A 16717-nucleotide genomic window follows, 5' to 3' on the forward strand; every position below is an offset into this window, starting at 1 on the left:
TGATGCCGCCCTGCAGCCGGTCGAGGTCGTAGCCGTGAATGGGCTGCCCCAGCTCGACCATCACGTAGTTGGTGATGTCGATCAGGATGCCGAGCGAGCGGATGCCGGCGAGCGTCAGCCTGGCGACCATCCAGGCGGGCGTGGGCTTTGTCGGGTCGACGTCGCGGACGATCCGCGCGACGAACTCCGACGCGCCGACGCGGCCGCGGATGGGCGCACGGTCGTCGACCGCGACGGGGAAGCCCTCGGCGGGCTGCTGCAGTTCGCCCCACGGGCGCAGTCCCGGGTCGCGGAAGGCCGCGCCGGTCGCGTGCGAGTACTCGCGCGCGACGCCACGGATCGACAGCGCGTAGCCGCGGTCGGGCGTGACGTTGATGTCGACGGCGACGTCGTCGAGGCCGAGCAGCGCGATGGCGTCGGTGCCGACGGGGGCGTCGATGCCGAGCTCGACGAGGCGCAGGATGCCGTTGTGCTCGTCGCCCAGTCCGAGCTCCTTCGCGGAGGCGATCATGCCGTCCGACACGTGCCCGTACGTCTTGCGGGCGGCGATCGGGAACGGCCCCGGAAGCACTGCGCCGGGCAGCGTCACGACGACCTTGTCGCCGGCGAAGAAGTTGCGGGCGCCGCAGACGATGCCGTGCACGGCGTCGCCGCCGTCGGCCGCAGCCTGGCCGTCGGGCGCGACGCGCACCTGGCACCAGCGGATCGTCTTGCCGTTGGACTGCGGCTCCTCGACGAACTCGAGCACCTCGCCCACGACGATGGGACCCTGCAGCTCGAAGCGGAAGACGTCCTCCTCCTCGAAGCCGACCGACACCAGCGCCGCGAGGACGTCCTCGGGCGAGGCATCCTGCGGGACGTCGACGTACTCACGAAGCCACGACAGCGGAACGCGCATCAGACCACCATTCCGAACTGCTCGCTGAAGCGGACATCGCCCTCGGCCATGTCGCGCATGTCCTGGACGTCGCTGCGGAACATGAGCGTGCGCTCGACGCCCATCCCGAACGCGAAGCCCGAGTACTCCTCGGGGTCGATTCCCGCCGCGCGCAGCACGTTGGGGTTGATCATCCCGCAGCCGCCCCACTCGATCCATCGCGCGCCGCCCTTGAAGGTCGGGTGCCACAGGTCGAGCTCTGCGGACGGCTCGGTGAACGGGAAGTAGTTGGCACGGAACCGCGTCTTGGCCTCGGCGCCGAACAGCACCTTGGCGGCGTGGTCGAGCGTGCCCTTGAGGTGGGCCATCGTGATGCCCTTGTCGACGACGATGCCCTCGAACTGCGTGAAGACGGGGAGGTGCGTCGCGTCGAACTCGTCGGTGCGGTACACGCGACCGGGGCACAGCACGTAGAGCGGCAGATCGCGCTCGAGCATCGATCGCACCTGCACCGGGCTCGTGTGCGTGCGCATGACGAGGTGGCGCTCCACCGGATCGACGAAGAAGGTGTCCTGCATCTGGCGCGCCGGGTGGTCCTCGTCGAAGTTCAGCGCGTCGAAGTTGTACCACTCGTGCTCGAGCTCGGGGCCTTCGGCGATCTCCCACCCCATGCCGACGAAGATGTCGGAGATCTGCTCCTGGAGGAGGGAGATCGGATGCCGCGCCCCCACCCGCGCGCGCTGCGGGAGCGCGGTCACGTCGACGCGCTCCGCTTCGAGCCGGGCCGTCGTCTCGGCCTCGGCGAGCTCCTGCTCACGTGCCGAGAACGCCTGGTTCACCCGCCCGCGGGCCTGGCCCACGAGCTTGCCGAACTCCGCCTTCTTGTCGCCGGGGACATCGCGCAGGCGCGCATTGAGCCGGGCGAGCGACGACCCCTCGCCGGAGTGGGCGGATCGGGCGGCCTTCAGCGCGGCGGTGTCGCCGGCTGCGGCGACGGCGTCGAGCGCCGCCTGCACGGCGGCCTCCACCGCCTCGGGCGTGATCTCGTGAGCGTCAGACACGAGAACCGAGTCTACCGAGGGCGGATGCCTCGTCCCGCCCGTTCAGAGACTGGTCGAATCGTACTTTCCCGCGCCCTTCTGCGCGATGATGAGCTCCGTGTCCGTGATCTCCTGGGTCGGCTGGTTCGCGTTCGCCACGCGGGGCGTCCTCGCATCGCTGCGCAGCCGCTTCTCCACGGTGTTCGCGACGAACGAGAGGATGAGGCAGAGCGTGATGTAGATCGCACCGGCGACGATTGTGGCCGGGATGATCGGCGAGTCCAGCTGCGATTGGCTGCCGAGGCTCTTCGCCGTGAACAGCAGCTCGGGGTAGGTGATGATGAACCCGAGCGCGGTGTCCTTGAGCGTGACCACGAGCTGCGCGATAATCACCGGCATCATCGCCCGGATGGCCTGCGGCATGAGGATGAGGCGCATCACGCCGGCTTTGCGCAGGCCGATGGCGTACCCCGCCTCCCTCTGACCGCGCGGCAGCGACTCCACGCCGGCGCGGATCACCTCCGCGAGCACCGAGCCGTTGTACGCCACGAGAGCGATGACGACGGCCCAGTAGGGCGACATCTTCACGCCGATCACGGGAAGGCCGTAGTAGAGCAGGAACATGAAGACGAGCACCGGCACCGCGCGGAAGAACTCCACGACGACGGTGAAGGGCCACCGAACCCATGCGTGGTCCGACATCCGTCCGATGGCGAGCACGAAGCCGAGGATCAGCGCGCCGACGGCGGCGGCGCCGAACGCCGCGAGGGTCCGCAGGGTGGCCAACCCGAACTGCACCCAGACGTTGGTGAAAGTGAAGGCGTACCACTTCTCGGCGCTCAGCTGACCGGTGTCCCACAGTCGCCAGATGAGCCAGCCGAGAACGGCCACCACCACCAGGACGGTGAGCACGCCGAGGACGCGGTTGCGGGCGATGGCCCGCGGGCCGGGCACGTCGTACAGGACGGAGCTGTCGCTCATCGGGCCACCCTCCATCGGTTCTCGAATATGCGCTGCACCCACGAGAGCAGGAGCACCAGAGCCACGAAGATCACCATGACCCAGAGGATCACGACCATTTGATCCGCCCCCCGCTCGCTCAGGTAGTTGCGGACGGATCCGAGGTTCACCACGGAGAAGCCGGCGGCGACGGTGGTGTTCTTCAGCAGGGCGATGAAGACGCTCATCATGGGCGGGATAACGGATCGGAACGCCTGCGGGAGCACCACGAGGGTCATCACCTGCCCGAACGGCAGGCCGAGCGCGCGCGCCGCTTCAGCCTGTCCCACCGGAACGGTGTTGATGCCCGAGCGAATCGTCTCCGCGACATACGTCGCGGTGTAGATGCCCAACGCGATGATGCCCAGTGTGAGGAACGGGATGCGGACCTGCAGGAGGATCGGCACGGCGAAGGCGAAGGCGAAGAAGACCAGCGTGAGCGGCGTGTTGCGGATGATGTTCACGTAGGCCGTCCCGACGGCCCGCGCCACCGGGATCGGCGAGACGCGCATCGCCCCGACGATGAAGCCGAGCACCAGCGCGATCGCTGCCCCGCCGAAGAAGAGAGCCAGCGTCCCGCCGAGAGCCTCTGACCAGATGTCCCAGTTGTCGGTGATGACGTTCAACCGGTGCTTCTCCTTCGTCTCGCTTCGCTGCTGAGGTGGGGTCCCCGGGCGCGGCGCGCCCGGGGACCCGTGCGGTCAGTCGACCGCGGGCTGCTCGCCCTCGATGCCGGACTCGGCGAGGTTGGCGTCGAAGATCGCCTGCCAGATGTCGCCGCCGTCCGTGAACAGCGTGTTGATGTGCTCCTGCAGTGCGGTGTCGCCCTTGGCGATTCCGACCCCGTAGCGCTCCTCGCTGAACGGCTCGCCGGCCAGCTTGAGCTCCTCCGGGTCCTGCTGCACGTAGCCGGCGAGGATGGCCTCGTCGGTGGTGATCGCGTCGACCTGTCCGTTCTTGAGCTGCTCGATGCACGCCGAGTACGTCTCGAACTCGGTGGTCTCGGCATCCGGGTACTCGTCGCGGATGCGCTGCAGCGACGTCGAGCCGGTCACCGAGCAGACCACCTTGCCCGCGAGATCGTCAGGGCCGTTGATGTCCTCGTTGTCGGCCGCGACCAGCAGCCCCTGCCCCGTGATGAAGTACGGGCCGGCGAAGTCGATCTGCTCCTTGCGGGAGTCGGTGATCGAGTAGGTGCCGACGTAGTAGTCGATGTCGCCGTTGACCAGGGCCTGCTCGCGGTTGGCCGAGGGGATCGTGACGTACTCGATCTGCTCCTCGTCGAAGCCGAGCGACGCGGCGATCCAGCGCGCGACGTCGACGTCGAAGCCCGAGCGGTCGCCCGTGGTCGCGTCTTCGAAGCCGAGATTGGGCTGGTCGTTCTTGACGCCGATCACGACGCCGCCGCGCTCGGTCATGGCGTCGAACGTGGGGCTGCCCTCGAGCGTGACGTCGGTGGCGACCTCCCACGGCTGCTCGGCGGCCGTGCCGCCGTCTCCGCCGTCGCTCGGGTCCGCGCCGGGCGCGCCGCTGTTGCACGCCGTGAGCGCAAGAAGCGCGATGGCCGAGATGCCGATGCCGGTGATGATTCGTGATTTACGCATGTTTCCTCCTGGTTGCTGTGTGCGTACTGGTTCCGTATGTCCGACGTTTCGGGTCCGTCCGGAGCGTTCGTGCGGGTGCGGTGCTGCGGGTTCCCTCCCTGGGTGGCGTGGCCGGGCCGGGGCTCAGTGGGTGAGGAGCTTCGAGAGGAAGTCCTTCGCGCGATCGCTCTTCGGGTTCGTGAAGAACTCCTCGGGCGTCGCCTCCTCGACGATCTGCCCATCGGCCATGAAGACGACGCGGTCGGCGGCCTTGCGCGCGAAGCCCATCTCGTGGGTGACGACGATCATCGTCATGCCGTCCTGGGCGAGGCCGACCATGACGTCGAGCACCTCGTTGATCATCTCGGGGTCCAGCGCGCTGGTGGGTTCATCGAAGAGCATCACCTTCGGCTGCATCGCGAGGGCGCGGGCGATCGCCACGCGCTGCTGCTGGCCGCCCGAGAGCTGTGCGGGCAGCTTCGCCGACTGATGGGCCACCCCGACGCGGTCGAGAAGCTGGGTGCCGAGCTTCTCGGCATCCGCCTTCTTCATGCCCTTGACCTTGATCGGGCCCAGGGTGACGTTGTCGAGGATCGTGAGGTGCGAGAAGAGGTTGAAGGACTGGAAGACCATGCCGACGTCGGCGCGGAGAGCCGCGAGGTCCTTGCCCTCCTTCGGCAGCTCCTTGCCGTCGATCGTGATGGTGCCGCTCGTGATGGTCTCGAGCCGGTTGATGGTGCGGCAGAGCGTCGACTTGCCCGAGCCCGAGGGTCCGATGACGACGACCACCTCACCGCGATTCACCGTGAGATCGATGTCCTTCAGCGCCTGGAACTCGCCGTAGTGCTTCTGGACGTCCGTGATCTCGACCAGCGGATCGCCGCGTCGCACGTTGATGTTCGACGTTCTCGGTGCAGCGCTGTCATCGATCGTCATAGGTCGACCCTAGAACCGGTCCGGGACCCTCTACCAGGGGTTGAACCGCGTCTTAACCGTGTTGTAACAGCGGAGCGGTTCAGCCGGCGCGCTGGGCGAAGGCGGTCTCGTAGAGGCAGACGCTCGCCGCCGTCGCCAGATTGAGCGACTCCGCCGCGCCGTAGATCGGCAGGCGCAGCGAGAGATCGGCGAGCGCGAGCGCGGAGTCGTCGAGGCCCCTGGCCTCGTTGCCGAACAGCCAGGCGGTGGGCTCTGCGAGGAGCCCGCGGGAGGCGAGGAAGTCCCCGCCGCCGACATCCGCGGCGATCACGCGGACCCCCGCCGCGTGTGCCTTCTCGACGGCGGACGCGAGGTCGACGCCGACCGCGACGGGCACGTGGAACAGCGACCCCGTGGTCGCGCGCACCACCTTCGGGTTGTACGGATCGACGGTGCGGCCGGTGAGGATGACGGCGTCGGCGCCCGCGGCATCCGCTGCCCTGATGATCGTGCCGAGATTCCCCGGATCGCGCACCTCTTCGCAGATCGCGACGAGCTGCGGCGATCCGGCGAAGACCTCGCGCACCGACGTCGGCGACTGCCGCGCCACGGCGACGATGCCCTGCGGCGTGACCGTGTCGGCCATCGCATCCAGCACGGCCTCCGTCGTGAAGATCACCTCCACCCCGGCGTCGCGCGCGGCCTCGCGCACATCGGCGTGGCGCTCGAGGGCCGTGGGGGTCGCGAACACCTCGACGAGCGTGTCGGGGCGGTGGCCCAGCGCCTCACGGGCGGCTTGCGGGCCCTCCAGGAGAAAGAGTCCGGTCTCCTGGCGGGCGCTGCGCTTCGTCAGCTTCGCGACGGCGCGAACGCGCGGAGAGCGAGGGTTCTCGAGCACGGGATCAGTCTAGGGTCGCGGCATCCCGTTCTCCGTCATGACGGGACGGCGAAAGGGCGCCCTCCGAGGAGGACGCCCTTTCGGCAAGAGAGGTGTCAGGCGCTCTTGGGAGCGTTGACGTTCTCGGGCAGCGCGGCCTTGGCCGTCTGGACGAGCGACGCGAAGGTCGCCGGCTCGTTCACGGCGAGCTCGGCCAGCATGCGGCGGTCGACCTGCACACCCGCCAGGCCGAGGCCCTGGATGAAGCGGTTGTACGTGATGCCGTTCTGGCGGCTCGCGGCGTTGATGCGCTGGATCCACAGGCGGCGGAAGTCGCCCTTGCGCTTGCGACGGTCGCGGTACGCGTAGACGAGCGAGTGGGTGACCTGCTCCTTCGCCTTGCGGTACAGACGCGAACGCTGACCACGGTATCCCGAGGCGCGCTCGAGGATGACGCGACGCTTCTTGTGGGCGTTGACGGCCCGCTTGACTCTAGCCATTTCTTGATGTTCCTAACTTGCGTCGGCGCGCGTCAGCGGCCGAGGAGCTTCTTCGCGACCTTGGCGTCGCCCGGGGCGAGCACCTGCTCCTGCGACAGGCGGCGGGTGCGGCGGCTGGACTTGCCCTCGAAGTTGTGGCGAAGGTTCGCCTGCTGCTTCATGAGCTTCCCGCTGCCCGTGACCTTGAAGCGCTTCTTGGCGCCCGAGTGGGTCTTCTGCTTCGGCATCTCTTCTTCCTTCGTTTCACGTCCCGCTCAGGCGGGAGTCGGTGTCCCGCAGTGCGGGAGTCTGTGGGGGCCTATTCGGCCGTTGCCGTCTCGGCCTCGGCCTCGACGCCGGGCTCGGCGTCGGCGTCGGCCTCGGACTCGGGCGAGCCGGTCCGGGCGGAACGCGCGGCTTCCTTGTTGGCGGCGCGCTGAGCGTTCTGCTCGGTCTTGACCTCGGACTTGTTCTTGTGCGGGGCGATCACCATCACCATGTTGCGTCCGTCGATCGTGGGGTTCGACTCGACGGTGCCGAACTCGGCGACGTCCTCGGCGAACTTGCGGAGCAGACGCACGCCCTGCTCCGGGCGCGACTGCTCGCGGCCGCGGAAGAGGATCATCGCCTTGACCTTGTCGCCGGACTTGAGGAAGCCCTCGGCGCGCTTGAGCTTGGTGATGTAGTCGTGAGCCTCGATCTTCAGACGGAACCGGACCTCCTTGAGGACGGTGTTCGCCTGATTGCGACGCGCTTCCTTGGCCTTCTGCGCAGCCTCGTACTTGAATTTGCCGTAGTCCATGATCTTGACCACGGGGGGCTTCGAGTTGGGGGCCACCTCGACGAGATCGAGGTCGGCCTCCTGGGCCAGGCGCAGCGCCACCTCGATGCGGACGACGCCGACCTGCTCACCCGCGGGTCCGACGAGGCGGACCTCGGGGACGCGGATGCGGTCGTTGGTGCGGGGATCGCTGATGCGGAACTCCTTGGGTTGCGGCTGGTGATCACCGCGACACAAGGGGTGCGTCGCGGGCGGAAGAGTCCCTCATTCCACCCGGCACGACGCGCGAGCGCCGGCTCTGCACCCTGTCGTCGCTTGCGGCATTCCTGCTCGCAAGCGCCTGCCCCGAACGCGGACGGTCGGGACGGAGTGCGTGACCCGGTAGCCTGGAGCGGCAAGCGCGGGTGGGATGTGATCCTCTTTCGGTCCGGCACAGATCGCACCGGAATCCGCACAAGTCTAGCAGAGAGAAGCGCGTGACCACGATTCCGCCCGCAGACGACGACCGCCACGCCCGCTGGGAGGACCAGGAGCGCGCCGCCTCCGCAGCCACTCGCGACATCGCCGACGTCCCCGCCGTCGAGGTGATCACGACAGCGGCTGTTCACCTCATGAGCGCCGCCGCCGTCAAGGTGGGCCTCGCGGACGACCCGGCGACCCAGACGGACCTCGACGAGGCCCGCAAGCTCATCAACGCCCTGGCCGGCCTCATCACCGCGGGTGCCCCCGAGATCAGCGACATGCACGCCCGCTCCCTGCGCGACGGCCTGCGCTCGGTGCAGCTGGCGTTCCGCGAGGCATCCGTCATCCCCGACCCGATCGGCAAGGGTCCCGGCGAGAAGTGGACGGGTCCGGTCACCTAGTCCCGGATGCCGAGCGCGGCCGCGCCGCGCGCCACGGCGTCGACCGTCCGGCGCACCGCTTCGGCGTCGGTGGCGAGATTGCTCACGGCGAACCGCACGACGGTGCGACCGTGCCACGTCGACGACGACGCCCAGACGGTCCCCTCGTCGCGGAGCCACTCGCCCAGCGCAGCGGTCTCGGCGTCGTCCCCCGCCGCGAGGCAGACCTGGGTGAAGACGACATCGTTCACGACGTCGAGTCCGGGGAGTGCCCGGAAGCCGTCGGCCAGGGCGGCTGCGGCATCCGCCAGTCCGTCCACGAGTCGGACGACGCCGGACCGGCCGAGGGCGCACAGCGCCGCCCACACCGGCACGCCGCGCGCGCGTCGCGACAGCTCCGCCACGCGGTCGTAGGGATCGGACACGGTCGCGACAGCCGGCAGGTATGCGGCGTGCGCGCCCAGCGCGGCCGTCATGGCCGCCTCGTCGCGGACGATCGCGACGCCGCAGTCGTAGGGCACGTTGAGGGTCTTGTGCGCGTCGGTCGCCCACGAGTCGGCGCCGGCGACCCCCGCCGTGAGGTGCCGCAGCCGCGGGCTCGCTGCCGCCCACAGGCCGAACGCCCCGTCGACGTGCACCCACGCTCCCGCCGCGTGCGCGACGGCGATGGCGGCGGTGAAGTCGTCGAACGCCCCGGAGTGCACGTCCCCCGCCTGCAGTGCCACGACGGCGGGGGCTTCGTCGGCGGCGAGCGCCCGCTCGAGTCCGCCGACGTCGATACGGCCTTCGTGGTCGGCGCCGACGGTGACCGGCGCGCCGAGGCCCGCGAGACGGCCGCCGAGCACGGCCGACGTATGCACGGCGTCGCCGGCGAGGAAGCGCAGGCGGGGGCCGGCCTGGAGCCCCGCGACCGGATCCGCGCCGGCGCGGCGCAGAAGTGCGTCGCGGGCGACGATGAGGCACGACGCGTTGGCCATGGTCGCGCCGGTCGTGAAGCCCACCCCGCTCCCCGCCGGCAGGCCGAGCAGGTCGACCAGCCACTCGGCGGCGACCTCCTCGAGGGCCGCCGTCGCGGGCGTCGGCTGCCGGGATCCGGTGTTCTGATCCCAGGCCGACACGAGCCAGTCGGCGCCGAGCGACGCGGGGTGGACGCCGCCGATGACGAAGCCGTAGAACCTCGAGGATCCCATCGCCATGAGCCCGGGAGCGGATGCCTCGGCCAGCTCGTCGACGACGGCTGCGGCATCCGACTCGTCGGCGGGAAGGTCGCGCCGCAGCCGGGAGAGGATCCCGTCGACGTCGAGCTCGGGGCGGATCGGGCGCTCGTCGAGCGTGTCGAGCCAGTCCAGCGCGTGCCGGTGCGCCGCCTCCAGTGCGGCGCGGTACTGCTGCTTCATCGTGCTCTCGGGCATGACGTCCCCTTCTGCCGAGCCGATCCTCCGCCCGCACCCCTGCCGTCGCAAGGGGTCGCTCGCGCGCGACTGCTCGCCGAGTTGCCGGTTGCGGCGGCTCTCACCGGTGGGGAGGAGCACGAAGTGGCAACTCGCGCCCCGAGAGAGGGGTCAGGCGCGGAGGAGCTTGACCGTCAGGGAGTCCACCAGCACGGCCACGCGGTCGTCCGAAGCCCAGCGGGTGGCAAGGCGGGACAGCACGGCGTCGAGCTCGGCCTGCTCCAGGCCGTGGATGAGCTGCAGGCGGACGATGAGTTCCGGGCCTCGAAGGCGGGCGTCGGGATCGCCCGCCTCCACGGCGAGGTCGATGACCGCGAGCTCGCCGCCGATGCTCTCCTGCAGGCCGGCGAACACCTCGGGGGAAACGAAGCTCGGCTCCCACGAGTGCCCCTGCGCGATCGCCCAGACTGCGGGGCGGCGCAGGACGAACTCCGTCGGCGAGGCGGGATCGATCACGATGAGGTCGGTGTCGTCCGACGACGCCGCGATCGCCGTGCGCACGCCGTCCGCGGGTACCGGACGTGCCGAGGCATCCCACCGGCTCATCGACTCGACGGAGGTGAACACGGGCAGCACCCGCCGACCGTCGGGAGCCGCCACGGTGACGATCGAGAGCTCCTGGGTCTTGTCGACCGTGAGTCCGTGGGCTCCGATGCCCTCGTCGCCCTTCTCGGCGAGCAGCGGGATCAGCAGCCGCGCCGCGCGGTAGGCGTCCACGACGCCGACCTGGTCGCCCTCGCCGGCGCGGAACGCGGTGATCGCGGCGAGCAGCGCGGGGTCGGCCGAGCCGTCATCGCCCGCACGCGGATTGGCGTGGAAGCTGCGGCCCTCCCAGGGGACCCCGGCGGAGTCCGCGCGGGGGTCAGTGTCCGGCGACATCCAGTGCCTCGGCGAGCGTGAACGCACCGGCGTAGAGCGCCTTGCCCACGATCGCCCCCTCCACGCCGAGCGGGACGAGGTCTCGCAGCGCCGCGATGTCGTCCAGGCTCGACACTCCCCCGGACGCCACGATCGGCTTCGGAGTGCGCGAGGTCATTTCGCGCAGGAGCTCGACGTTCGGCCCCTGCAGCGTGCCGTCCTTCGTGACGTCGGTCACGACGTACCGGCTGCAGCCGGCGGACTCGAGGCGGTCCAGCACCGTCCACAGGTCGCCGCCCTCACGCGTCCACCCGCGCGCGGCGAGGGTCGTCCCGCGCACGTCCAGACCGACGGCGATCACGTCGCCGTAGCGGCCGATCACGTCGGCGGCCCACTCGGGGTTCTCCAGGGCCGCGGTGCCGAGGTTGATGCGCGCCGCGCCGCTCTCGAGCGCGGCCTGCAGCGTGCGGTCGTCGCGGATGCCGCCGGAGAGCTCGACCTGGACGCCGCGGACCTGCTTGATGACCTTGCGCAGGATGCCGGCGTTGGACCCGCGGCCGAAGGCGGCGTCGAGGTCGACGAGGTGGATCCACTGCGCACCCTGACGGGCGAAGTCGAGGGCGGCGTCGACCGGATCGCCGTAGCTCGTCTCGGTTCCCGCCTCCCCCTGTGTCAGGCGCACCGCCTTGCCGGCGGCGACGTCGACGGCGGGCAGCAGGATCAGCTCGGGCGTAGAGGCGAAATCGTTCATGGCTCCTCGTGCGGGGAGGTCTCGGGAGGCGGGGTCTCCCGCAGACGGCACGATCTCAGAGGGTAGCCCCGCCGAGCCCGTCGATCCAATTCGCGAGAAGCCGGATGCCGGCATCCCCCGACTTCTCGGGGTGGAACTGCGTCGCCGACAGCGGCCCGTTCTCGACGGCCGCGAGGAACGGCCGTCCGTAGGAGCACCACGTCAGCGTCGGCTGCGGGAACCGCGGCTGCACATCCAGCGACCAGTGCTGCGCGCCGAACGAGTGGACGAAGTAGAACCGCTCGGCCTCGATCCCGCGGAACAGTCGCGAGCCCTCGCCCGGCTCGACGGTGTTCCAGCCCATGTGCGGGAGCACCGGGGCGTCGAGCTCGGTCACGGCGCCCGGCCACTCCCCCATTCCCTCGGTGTCGACCCCGCGCTCGACGCCGTGCTCGAACAGCACCTGCATGCCGACGCAGATGCCCAGCACCGGCCGACCGCCTGCCAGCCGGCGCTCGATCAGCTCGTCGCCACGGGTCGAGCGGAGCGCCTCCATGACGGCGCGGAACGCCCCGACTCCGGGGACGACGAGCCCGTCGGCGTCGGCGACGAGACCCCGATCCGAGGTGAGGCGCGCATCGGCGCCGGCGGCGTCGAGCGCCTTCACCGCCGAGTGGACGTTGCCGGATCCGTAGTCCAGGACCGCGACGACGGGTTTGGAGCTCACAGAGCGCCCTTCGTGCTCGGGATGCCGTCGACGAGCGGGTCGAGGGCCTTGGCCTGGCGGAATGCGCGCGCGAACGCCTTGTATTCCGCTTCGGCGATGTGGTGGGGATCGCGTCCCGAGATGACCCGGACGTGCACGGTCAGCGCTGCGTTGAACGAGATCGCCTCGAAGGTGTGCCGCACGAGGGAGCCCGTGAAGTGGCCGCCGATCAGGTGGTGCTCGAACCCCGCGGGCTCGCCGCTGTGCATGAGGTAGGGACGCCCGCTGATGTCGACGACGGCCTGCGCGAGCGCCTCGTCCAGTGGCACGAGCGCGTCGCCGTAGCGCGAGATGCCTGCTTTGTCGCCCAGCGCCTCGCGGATCGCCTGGCCGAGCACGATGGAGATGTCCTCGACCGTGTGGTGGGCATCTATGTCGGTGTCGCCCGACGCGCGCACGGTGAGGTCGGTCAGGGAGTGCTTCGCGAACGCGGTGAGCATGTGGTCGAAGAACGGCACCGTGGTGTCGATGCGACTGCGCCCCGACCCGTCGAGGTCGAGCTCGAGCTCGACGGTCGACTCGCTCGTGGAGCGACGGAGGGACGCGGTACGCAGGGCGGCGCTCATGCGTCCGATCCTATCGAGGCAAGGGCGTCGAGGAACGCGGTCGTCTCGTCCTCGGTGCCGGCCGTGACCCGCAGGTGGTGCGGGATCCCGACGTCGCGGATGAGCACCCCGCGGTCGTACAGCGCCCCCCAGGTCGCCGCGGGATCGGCGACACCGCCGAACAGGACGAAATTCGTCCACGTCTCGTGCGGCGTGTAGCCCAGGGCTTCGACCGTCGCGGAGATGCGGTCGCGCTGAGCCACGATCTCATCGACCATGCTCAGCATCGTCGGGGCGTGGCGAAGAGCAGCGGATGCCGCGGCCTGCGTGAGCGCGCTGAGGTGATACGGCAGTCGCACCAGGCGCAGCGCGTCGACGAGCGCAGGATCGGCGGCGAGATACCCCACGCGCGCGCCTGCGAAGGCGAAAGCCTTGCTCATCGTCCGCGACACGACCAGCCGCTCGCGTCCGGGCAGCAGGGTGAGTGCCGATCGCTCGTCACGCGGCGCGAACTCGAAGTAGGCCTCGTCGACCACGACGACCCCCGGAGCGGCGTCGTAGACGGCCTCGATCACATCCAGTCCGAGGGGCGTGCCCGTGGGGTTGTTGGGAGCGCACAGGAACACCACGTCGGGTGCGGCGTCGGCGACCTGCGCCGCCGCGTCGCCCGCGTCGACCGTGTAGTCGCTCCCGCGACGACCCGCGACCCACTCGGCGCCGGTCGCGCGGGCGAGCAGCGGATACATCGAGTACGTCGGGGCGAAGCCGAAGGCGGTGCGACCCGGGCCGGCGAACGCCTGCAGCACGTGCTGCAGCACCTCGTTCGAGCCGTTCGCGGCCCAGATCTGCTCCCGCGTGAGGCCGTGACCCAGATAGTCCGCGAATCCCTCGCGCAGGTCGGTGAACTCGCGATCGGGATAGCGATTGACGTCCCTCAAGGCGAGGGCGATCGAGTCCAGGATGTCGTCCGCGACCTCCTGCGGAACGGGATGCGTGTTCTCGTTCACGTTGAGGGCGACGGGCAGTGGGGCCTGCGGCGCGCCGTAGGGCGTCATTCCGCGCAGATCGTCGCGCAGGGGCAGGTCTTCGAGGCGGGGACTCACCCCTCCCATGGTAGAGCGCGCGATCAGTGCCCCGTCGCGTACTCCGCCGGAATGGCGAGGCTCTGCCCCGCCTGCAGGGTCACGCCGTCGAGGGCGTTGAGCCGGACGATCGCGTCGACGACGTCACGGGGATCGGCCGTCGGCGCGACCTCTTCGGCGATCGACCAGAGCGAGTCGCCGTGCGAGACCGTCACCGTCTCGAATGAGCCCACCGGAGCGCCGTCATCGCGCGACGCCAGCGCCGTGCCACCCGAGACCATGGCGATCGCGACGGCGACGACGGCCGGCAGGGCCGCCATCCAGGCGAGGACGCGGCGGCCGCGCACCGTCAGCCGGAGCCGCGTGCTGTGCGAGCGCGCCCCGAACGGGGTGCTTCCGAGCGACGGGGTCGTGATGCCGATGGCGGTCATGTCTGCTCCTCCTGGTGGGGGAGATTCGCATCCGCCGCTCGGCCGGGAGCAGTGGATGCGAATCTCTGTACCGAAGTTATCTTCGATGGTCTACGATGTCAACAACCGGATCCGGAGAGTATTCCTCGAACGCGACACGCGGTGACGCTGCCCCGAACGAGGACCCAAGCCGGATACGGTTTCGATACGAGAACCCCACCACGGGCCTCCGACATTCGAAGACCGCTGCACCCCCGGGGCACCCCGGGGCGGCGAGACAGGAGCCGGACATGAGCGACGCCACCGGGCGCGAGCGACCGCAGACACGGCGCCGCAAGAGCCTGAGCGACAAGCAGCGCGCCATCCTCGAGGTGATCCAGCGCTCGATCCTCCGCCACGGCTATCCGCCGAGCATGCGCGAGATCGGCGACGCGGTCGGCCTCAAGTCGCTCTCCAGCGTCACGCACCAGCTCAACCAGCTCGAGCTCAGCGGCTACCTGCGCCGCGACGCCGGCAAGACGCGCGCGATGGAGGTGCTGATCGACCTCCCCGGCCTCGCGACCGAGAACCCGGCCGATTCCGCGCCCTCCGTGGGTGACGCCGCACTCGTGCCTCTCGTCGGTCGCATCGCCGCGGGCGTGCCGATCACGGCGGAGCAGCAGGTCGAGGAGATCTTCCCGCTCCCGCGGCAGCTGGTCGGCAAGGGCGACCTGTTCATGCTCAAGGTCTCGGGCGAGTCGATGATCGACGCCGCGATCTGCGACGGCGACTGGGTCGTGGTGCGCTCGCAGCCCGACGCCGAGAACGGAGACATCGTGGCCGCGATGCTCGACGACGAGGCCACGGTGAAGACCTTCCGGCAGCGGGACGGCCACACGTGGCTGCTCCCTCGCAACTCCGCGTTCGAGCCGATCCTCGGCGATGACGCCGTCGTGCTCGGCAAGGTCGTGGCGGTGCTGCGCGCCGTCTGATCACCCGCGGCGGGTGATCCTTGCCGCAGCGGCCCCGGGGTCGGCCAGAATGGCGCCATGAGCGACATCGACACCGCGGACGCGCAGGCGCTGACCGCACGCATCCGCGAACTCGAATCCGAGAACGCCCGTCTCGCGGCAGAAACGCCCCCCGCGGCGCGAGCGACGGGAGGCCGGTGGCGCGCGATCGTCTCCGCCATCGTGATCGTCGTCGCCGCGATCCTGGTGCCCGTGTCGATCGTCTCGGCCTGGGCGCGCGTTCAGCTCGTGGAAGAGGACGCCTTCGTCGCGACGCTCGCGCCGCTCGTCGACGACCCCGCAGTTCAGGCGATGATCATCGACGAGACGATGGAGGCGGTCAGCGCCCAAGTCGACTTCCAGCAGCTCACGACCAACGTCTTCGACGGCATCGCCGGCATCGACGGCTTCCCGCCGCGAGCCGGTCAGGCGCTCGAGATGCTGGCCGCTCCCGCCGCCGACGGACTCGAGAACCTCGTCAGCGAAGCCGTCACGCGCGTGGTGGCCTCCGATGCGTTCTCCGACGTGTGGGCCACCGCGACGCGCGGAGCGCACCGCGCACTCACGACGGCGGCGACCTCGGACGGCGGCGGACTCGTCGTCCGCACCGACGAGGGTGTCGGCATCCAGCTCGGCGCCATCGTCGACAACGTGAAGCAGCGCCTGGTCGACAGAGGGGTCAGCGCCGCTCAGCTCATCCCGGAGATCGACCGGGTCGTCATCATCGGGAAGGGCGACAACCTCGCTGCGATCCGCACCGCCTACGCCCTCGCCACGACGCTGGGCTGGTGGCTGCCCGTCATCACGCTCGCGCTCTTCGGGCTGGGGATCGCCATCGCCCGGCGGCGCAGCGTCGCGGTGCTCGGCACCGGCCTCGGCATCGCCATCGGCGCCGGCGCCCTCGCCGCGGGCCTGTCGATCGGCGACACCGCGATGGGCATCGTTGCCGGCGACCTCGAGCTGTCGCCGTCGGCACTCGACGTCATCTACGACCAGCTCGTCGCATCGATGTCGCAGACGGCGATCGTCCTGACCGTGCTCGGCCTCTTCGTCGCGGTCCTCGGCTGGGCGATGGGACGCTCTGCTGCCGCGGAGGGCACCCGCGGCGCGGTGCGCGGCATGAACTCCTCCGCCCGGCGGCAGCTCGCCTCGCGCGGCCTCGACACCGGCGGCTTCGGCGCGTGGCTCGGACGTCACCGGGTGCTCGTGCGCACCCTCATCGCGGTGCTCGCGGTGCTGTGGCTGTTCGCGCTGCGGCCCCTCTCGTTCGGCGACGTGGTGCTCGTCATCGTCGTCGCGTTCGTGGTCGCGTGGGTGCTCGAGCTCCTGCAGCGCCGCGCCGACGAGCACGGCGAAGCCGACGTCGACGCGGCCGAGATCGTGGAGCCGGACGCGGTCGCCGACGAGGTCGTGGTCGCCGACGAGGTGGTGGTGGAGACAGCGGATGGCGCGGCCACCGGGGCCGCGGCATCCCCTCCAGCGAAGAAGGGCGC

At 70.2% G+C, this 16717-nt stretch carries 20 protein-coding genes; 3 read left to right on the forward strand and 17 right to left on the reverse strand.

Annotated elements, in window-relative coordinates:
- The 10 genes from ACE3O1_RS05310 to infC all read right to left on the reverse strand — a co-directional run.
- A partial coding sequence (locus ACE3O1_RS05310; protein WP_374313180.1) for a phenylalanine--tRNA ligase beta subunit-related protein occupies positions 1–898 on the reverse strand: 898 nt, incomplete at its 3' end.
- On the reverse strand, positions 898–1938 hold the full coding sequence (gene pheS, locus ACE3O1_RS05315; protein ID WP_374313182.1) for a phenylalanine--tRNA ligase subunit alpha: 1041 nt from the start codon (positions 1936–1938) through the stop codon (positions 898–900). The genes ACE3O1_RS05310 and pheS, both read right to left, overlap by 1 nt.
- Positions 1939–1980: 42 nt before the next feature.
- On the reverse strand, positions 1981–2898 hold the full coding sequence (locus ACE3O1_RS05320; RefSeq protein WP_374313184.1) for an amino acid ABC transporter permease: 918 nt from the start codon (positions 2896–2898) through the stop codon (positions 1981–1983).
- Entirely contained in the window at positions 2895–3542 is a 648-nt protein-coding gene (locus ACE3O1_RS05325; RefSeq protein ID WP_374313186.1) for an amino acid ABC transporter permease, read from the reverse strand. The genes ACE3O1_RS05320 and ACE3O1_RS05325 overlap by 4 nt, the downstream gene beginning before the upstream one ends.
- Positions 3543–3617: 75 nt before the next feature.
- Positions 3618–4520 carry a glutamate ABC transporter substrate-binding protein gene (locus ACE3O1_RS05330; protein WP_374313188.1) on the reverse strand — a complete coding sequence of 301 codons (903 nt, stop codon included), beginning with the start codon at positions 4518–4520 and terminating at the stop codon, positions 3618–3620.
- Positions 4521–4643: 123 nt separating this feature from the next.
- The gene (locus tag ACE3O1_RS05335; RefSeq protein ID WP_374313189.1) at positions 4644–5435 is read right to left on the reverse strand and encodes an amino acid ABC transporter ATP-binding protein; all 792 of its coding nucleotides are present in this window, start codon (positions 5433–5435) and stop codon (positions 4644–4646) included.
- A 79-nt stretch (positions 5436–5514) separates the two neighbouring features.
- Complete coding sequence (locus ACE3O1_RS05340; RefSeq protein ID WP_374313191.1) at positions 5515–6312, reverse strand: TrmH family RNA methyltransferase; 798 nt, start codon at positions 6310–6312, stop codon at positions 5515–5517.
- A 95-nt stretch (positions 6313–6407) separates the two neighbouring features.
- Positions 6408–6791 carry a 50S ribosomal protein L20 gene (gene rplT, locus ACE3O1_RS05345; RefSeq protein ID WP_169581403.1) on the reverse strand — a complete coding sequence of 128 codons (384 nt, stop codon included), beginning with the start codon at positions 6789–6791 and terminating at the stop codon, positions 6408–6410.
- Between the two features lie 32 nt (positions 6792–6823).
- Positions 6824–7018 (reverse strand): 50S ribosomal protein L35, encoded by a 195-nt coding sequence (gene rpmI / locus ACE3O1_RS05350; protein ID WP_018172232.1) that lies wholly within the window; start codon positions 7016–7018, stop codon positions 6824–6826.
- Between the two features lie 71 nt (positions 7019–7089).
- Positions 7090–7788 carry a translation initiation factor IF-3 gene (infC, locus tag ACE3O1_RS05355; protein WP_374313194.1) on the reverse strand — a complete coding sequence of 233 codons (699 nt, stop codon included), beginning with the start codon at positions 7786–7788 and terminating at the stop codon, positions 7090–7092.
- A gap of 239 nt (positions 7789–8027) precedes the next feature.
- Between infC and ACE3O1_RS05360 the strand changes: the two genes are divergently transcribed.
- Complete coding sequence (locus ACE3O1_RS05360; RefSeq protein ID WP_374313196.1) at positions 8028–8414, forward strand: DUF1844 domain-containing protein; 387 nt, start codon at positions 8028–8030, stop codon at positions 8412–8414.
- Here ACE3O1_RS05360 and ACE3O1_RS05365 read toward each other — a convergent pair.
- The 7 genes from ACE3O1_RS05365 to ACE3O1_RS05395 all read right to left on the reverse strand — a co-directional run bounded on the left by ACE3O1_RS05365 (position 8411) and on the right by ACE3O1_RS05395 (position 14256).
- Positions 8411–9805 carry an aspartate aminotransferase family protein gene (locus tag ACE3O1_RS05365; protein ID WP_374313198.1) on the reverse strand — a complete coding sequence of 465 codons (1395 nt, stop codon included), beginning with the start codon at positions 9803–9805 and terminating at the stop codon, positions 8411–8413. The two genes, ACE3O1_RS05360 and ACE3O1_RS05365, sit on opposite strands and share 4 nt — an antisense overlap.
- Before the next feature lie 150 nt (positions 9806–9955).
- Positions 9956–10723 carry an SseB family protein gene (locus ACE3O1_RS05370; RefSeq protein WP_374313200.1) on the reverse strand — a complete coding sequence of 256 codons (768 nt, stop codon included), beginning with the start codon at positions 10721–10723 and terminating at the stop codon, positions 9956–9958.
- Entirely contained in the window at positions 10707–11453 is a 747-nt protein-coding gene (gene priA / locus ACE3O1_RS05375) for a bifunctional 1-(5-phosphoribosyl)-5-((5-phosphoribosylamino)methylideneamino)imidazole-4-carboxamide isomerase/phosphoribosylanthranilate isomerase PriA (protein WP_374313202.1), read from the reverse strand. The genes ACE3O1_RS05370 and priA overlap by 17 nt, the downstream gene beginning before the upstream one ends.
- Before the next feature lie 55 nt (positions 11454–11508).
- The gene (hisH, locus tag ACE3O1_RS05380) at positions 11509–12159 is read right to left on the reverse strand and encodes an imidazole glycerol phosphate synthase subunit HisH (protein WP_374313204.1); all 651 of its coding nucleotides are present in this window, start codon (positions 12157–12159) and stop codon (positions 11509–11511) included.
- Positions 12156–12764 carry an imidazoleglycerol-phosphate dehydratase HisB gene (gene hisB, locus ACE3O1_RS05385; protein ID WP_374313206.1) on the reverse strand — a complete coding sequence of 203 codons (609 nt, stop codon included), beginning with the start codon at positions 12762–12764 and terminating at the stop codon, positions 12156–12158. The genes hisH and hisB overlap by 4 nt, the downstream gene beginning before the upstream one ends.
- Positions 12761–13855: a histidinol-phosphate transaminase gene (locus tag ACE3O1_RS05390; protein WP_374313208.1), complete on the reverse strand. Its 1095-nt coding sequence runs from the start codon at positions 13853–13855 to the stop codon at positions 12761–12763. The genes hisB and ACE3O1_RS05390 overlap by 4 nt, the downstream gene beginning before the upstream one ends.
- A 14-nt stretch (positions 13856–13869) precedes the next feature.
- Positions 13870–14256, reverse strand: a complete 387-nt coding sequence (locus ACE3O1_RS05395; RefSeq protein WP_374313210.1) for a LysM peptidoglycan-binding domain-containing protein — start codon at positions 14254–14256, stop codon at positions 13870–13872.
- Between the two features lie 269 nt (positions 14257–14525).
- On the opposite strand from ACE3O1_RS05395, the gene lexA reads away from it, so the two are divergent.
- Entirely contained in the window at positions 14526–15206 is a 681-nt protein-coding gene (gene lexA / locus ACE3O1_RS05400; RefSeq protein WP_374313212.1) for a transcriptional repressor LexA, read from the forward strand.
- Positions 15207–15263: 57 nt separating this feature from the next.
- The coding region (locus ACE3O1_RS05405; RefSeq protein WP_374313214.1) for a hypothetical protein at positions 15264–16717 on the forward strand (1454 nt) is incomplete at its 3' end.

The sequence above is a fragment of the Microbacterium sp. genome (assembly GCF_041909575.1).
Taxonomy (GTDB): Bacteria; Actinomycetota; Actinomycetes; order Actinomycetales; family Microbacteriaceae; genus Microbacterium.

Bases quoted from the DNA above. Each gene is read 5' to 3' on its own strand.
- ACE3O1_RS05320 (WP_374313184.1), bottom strand. From the start codon at position 2,898: ATGAGCGACAGCTCCGTCCTGTACGACGTGCCCGGCCCGCGGGCCATC.
- ACE3O1_RS05330 (WP_374313188.1), bottom strand. From the start codon at position 4,520: ATGCGTAAATCACGAATCATCACCGGCATCGGCATCTCGGCCATCGCG.
- ACE3O1_RS05335 (WP_374313189.1), bottom strand. From the start codon at position 5,435: ATGACGATCGATGACAGCGCTGCACCGAGAACGTCGAACATCAACGTG.
- rplT (WP_169581403.1), bottom strand. From the start codon at position 6,791: ATGGCTAGAGTCAAGCGGGCCGTCAACGCCCACAAGAAGCGTCGCGTC.
- rpmI (WP_018172232.1), bottom strand. From the start codon at position 7,018: ATGCCGAAGCAGAAGACCCACTCGGGCGCCAAGAAGCGCTTCAAGGTC.
- ACE3O1_RS05365 (WP_374313198.1), bottom strand. From the start codon at position 9,805: ATGCCCGAGAGCACGATGAAGCAGCAGTACCGCGCCGCACTGGAGGCG.
- ACE3O1_RS05370 (WP_374313200.1), bottom strand. From the start codon at position 10,723: ATGTCGCCGGACACTGACCCCCGCGCGGACTCCGCCGGGGTCCCCTGG.
- priA (WP_374313202.1), bottom strand. From the start codon at position 11,453: ATGAACGATTTCGCCTCTACGCCCGAGCTGATCCTGCTGCCCGCCGTC.
- hisB (WP_374313206.1), bottom strand. From the start codon at position 12,764: ATGAGCGCCGCCCTGCGTACCGCGTCCCTCCGTCGCTCCACGAGCGAG.
- ACE3O1_RS05390 (WP_374313208.1), bottom strand. From the start codon at position 13,855: ATGGGAGGGGTGAGTCCCCGCCTCGAAGACCTGCCCCTGCGCGACGAT.
- ACE3O1_RS05395 (WP_374313210.1), bottom strand. From the start codon at position 14,256: ATGACCGCCATCGGCATCACGACCCCGTCGCTCGGAAGCACCCCGTTC.
- lexA (WP_374313212.1), top strand. From the start codon at position 14,526: ATGAGCGACGCCACCGGGCGCGAGCGACCGCAGACACGGCGCCGCAAG.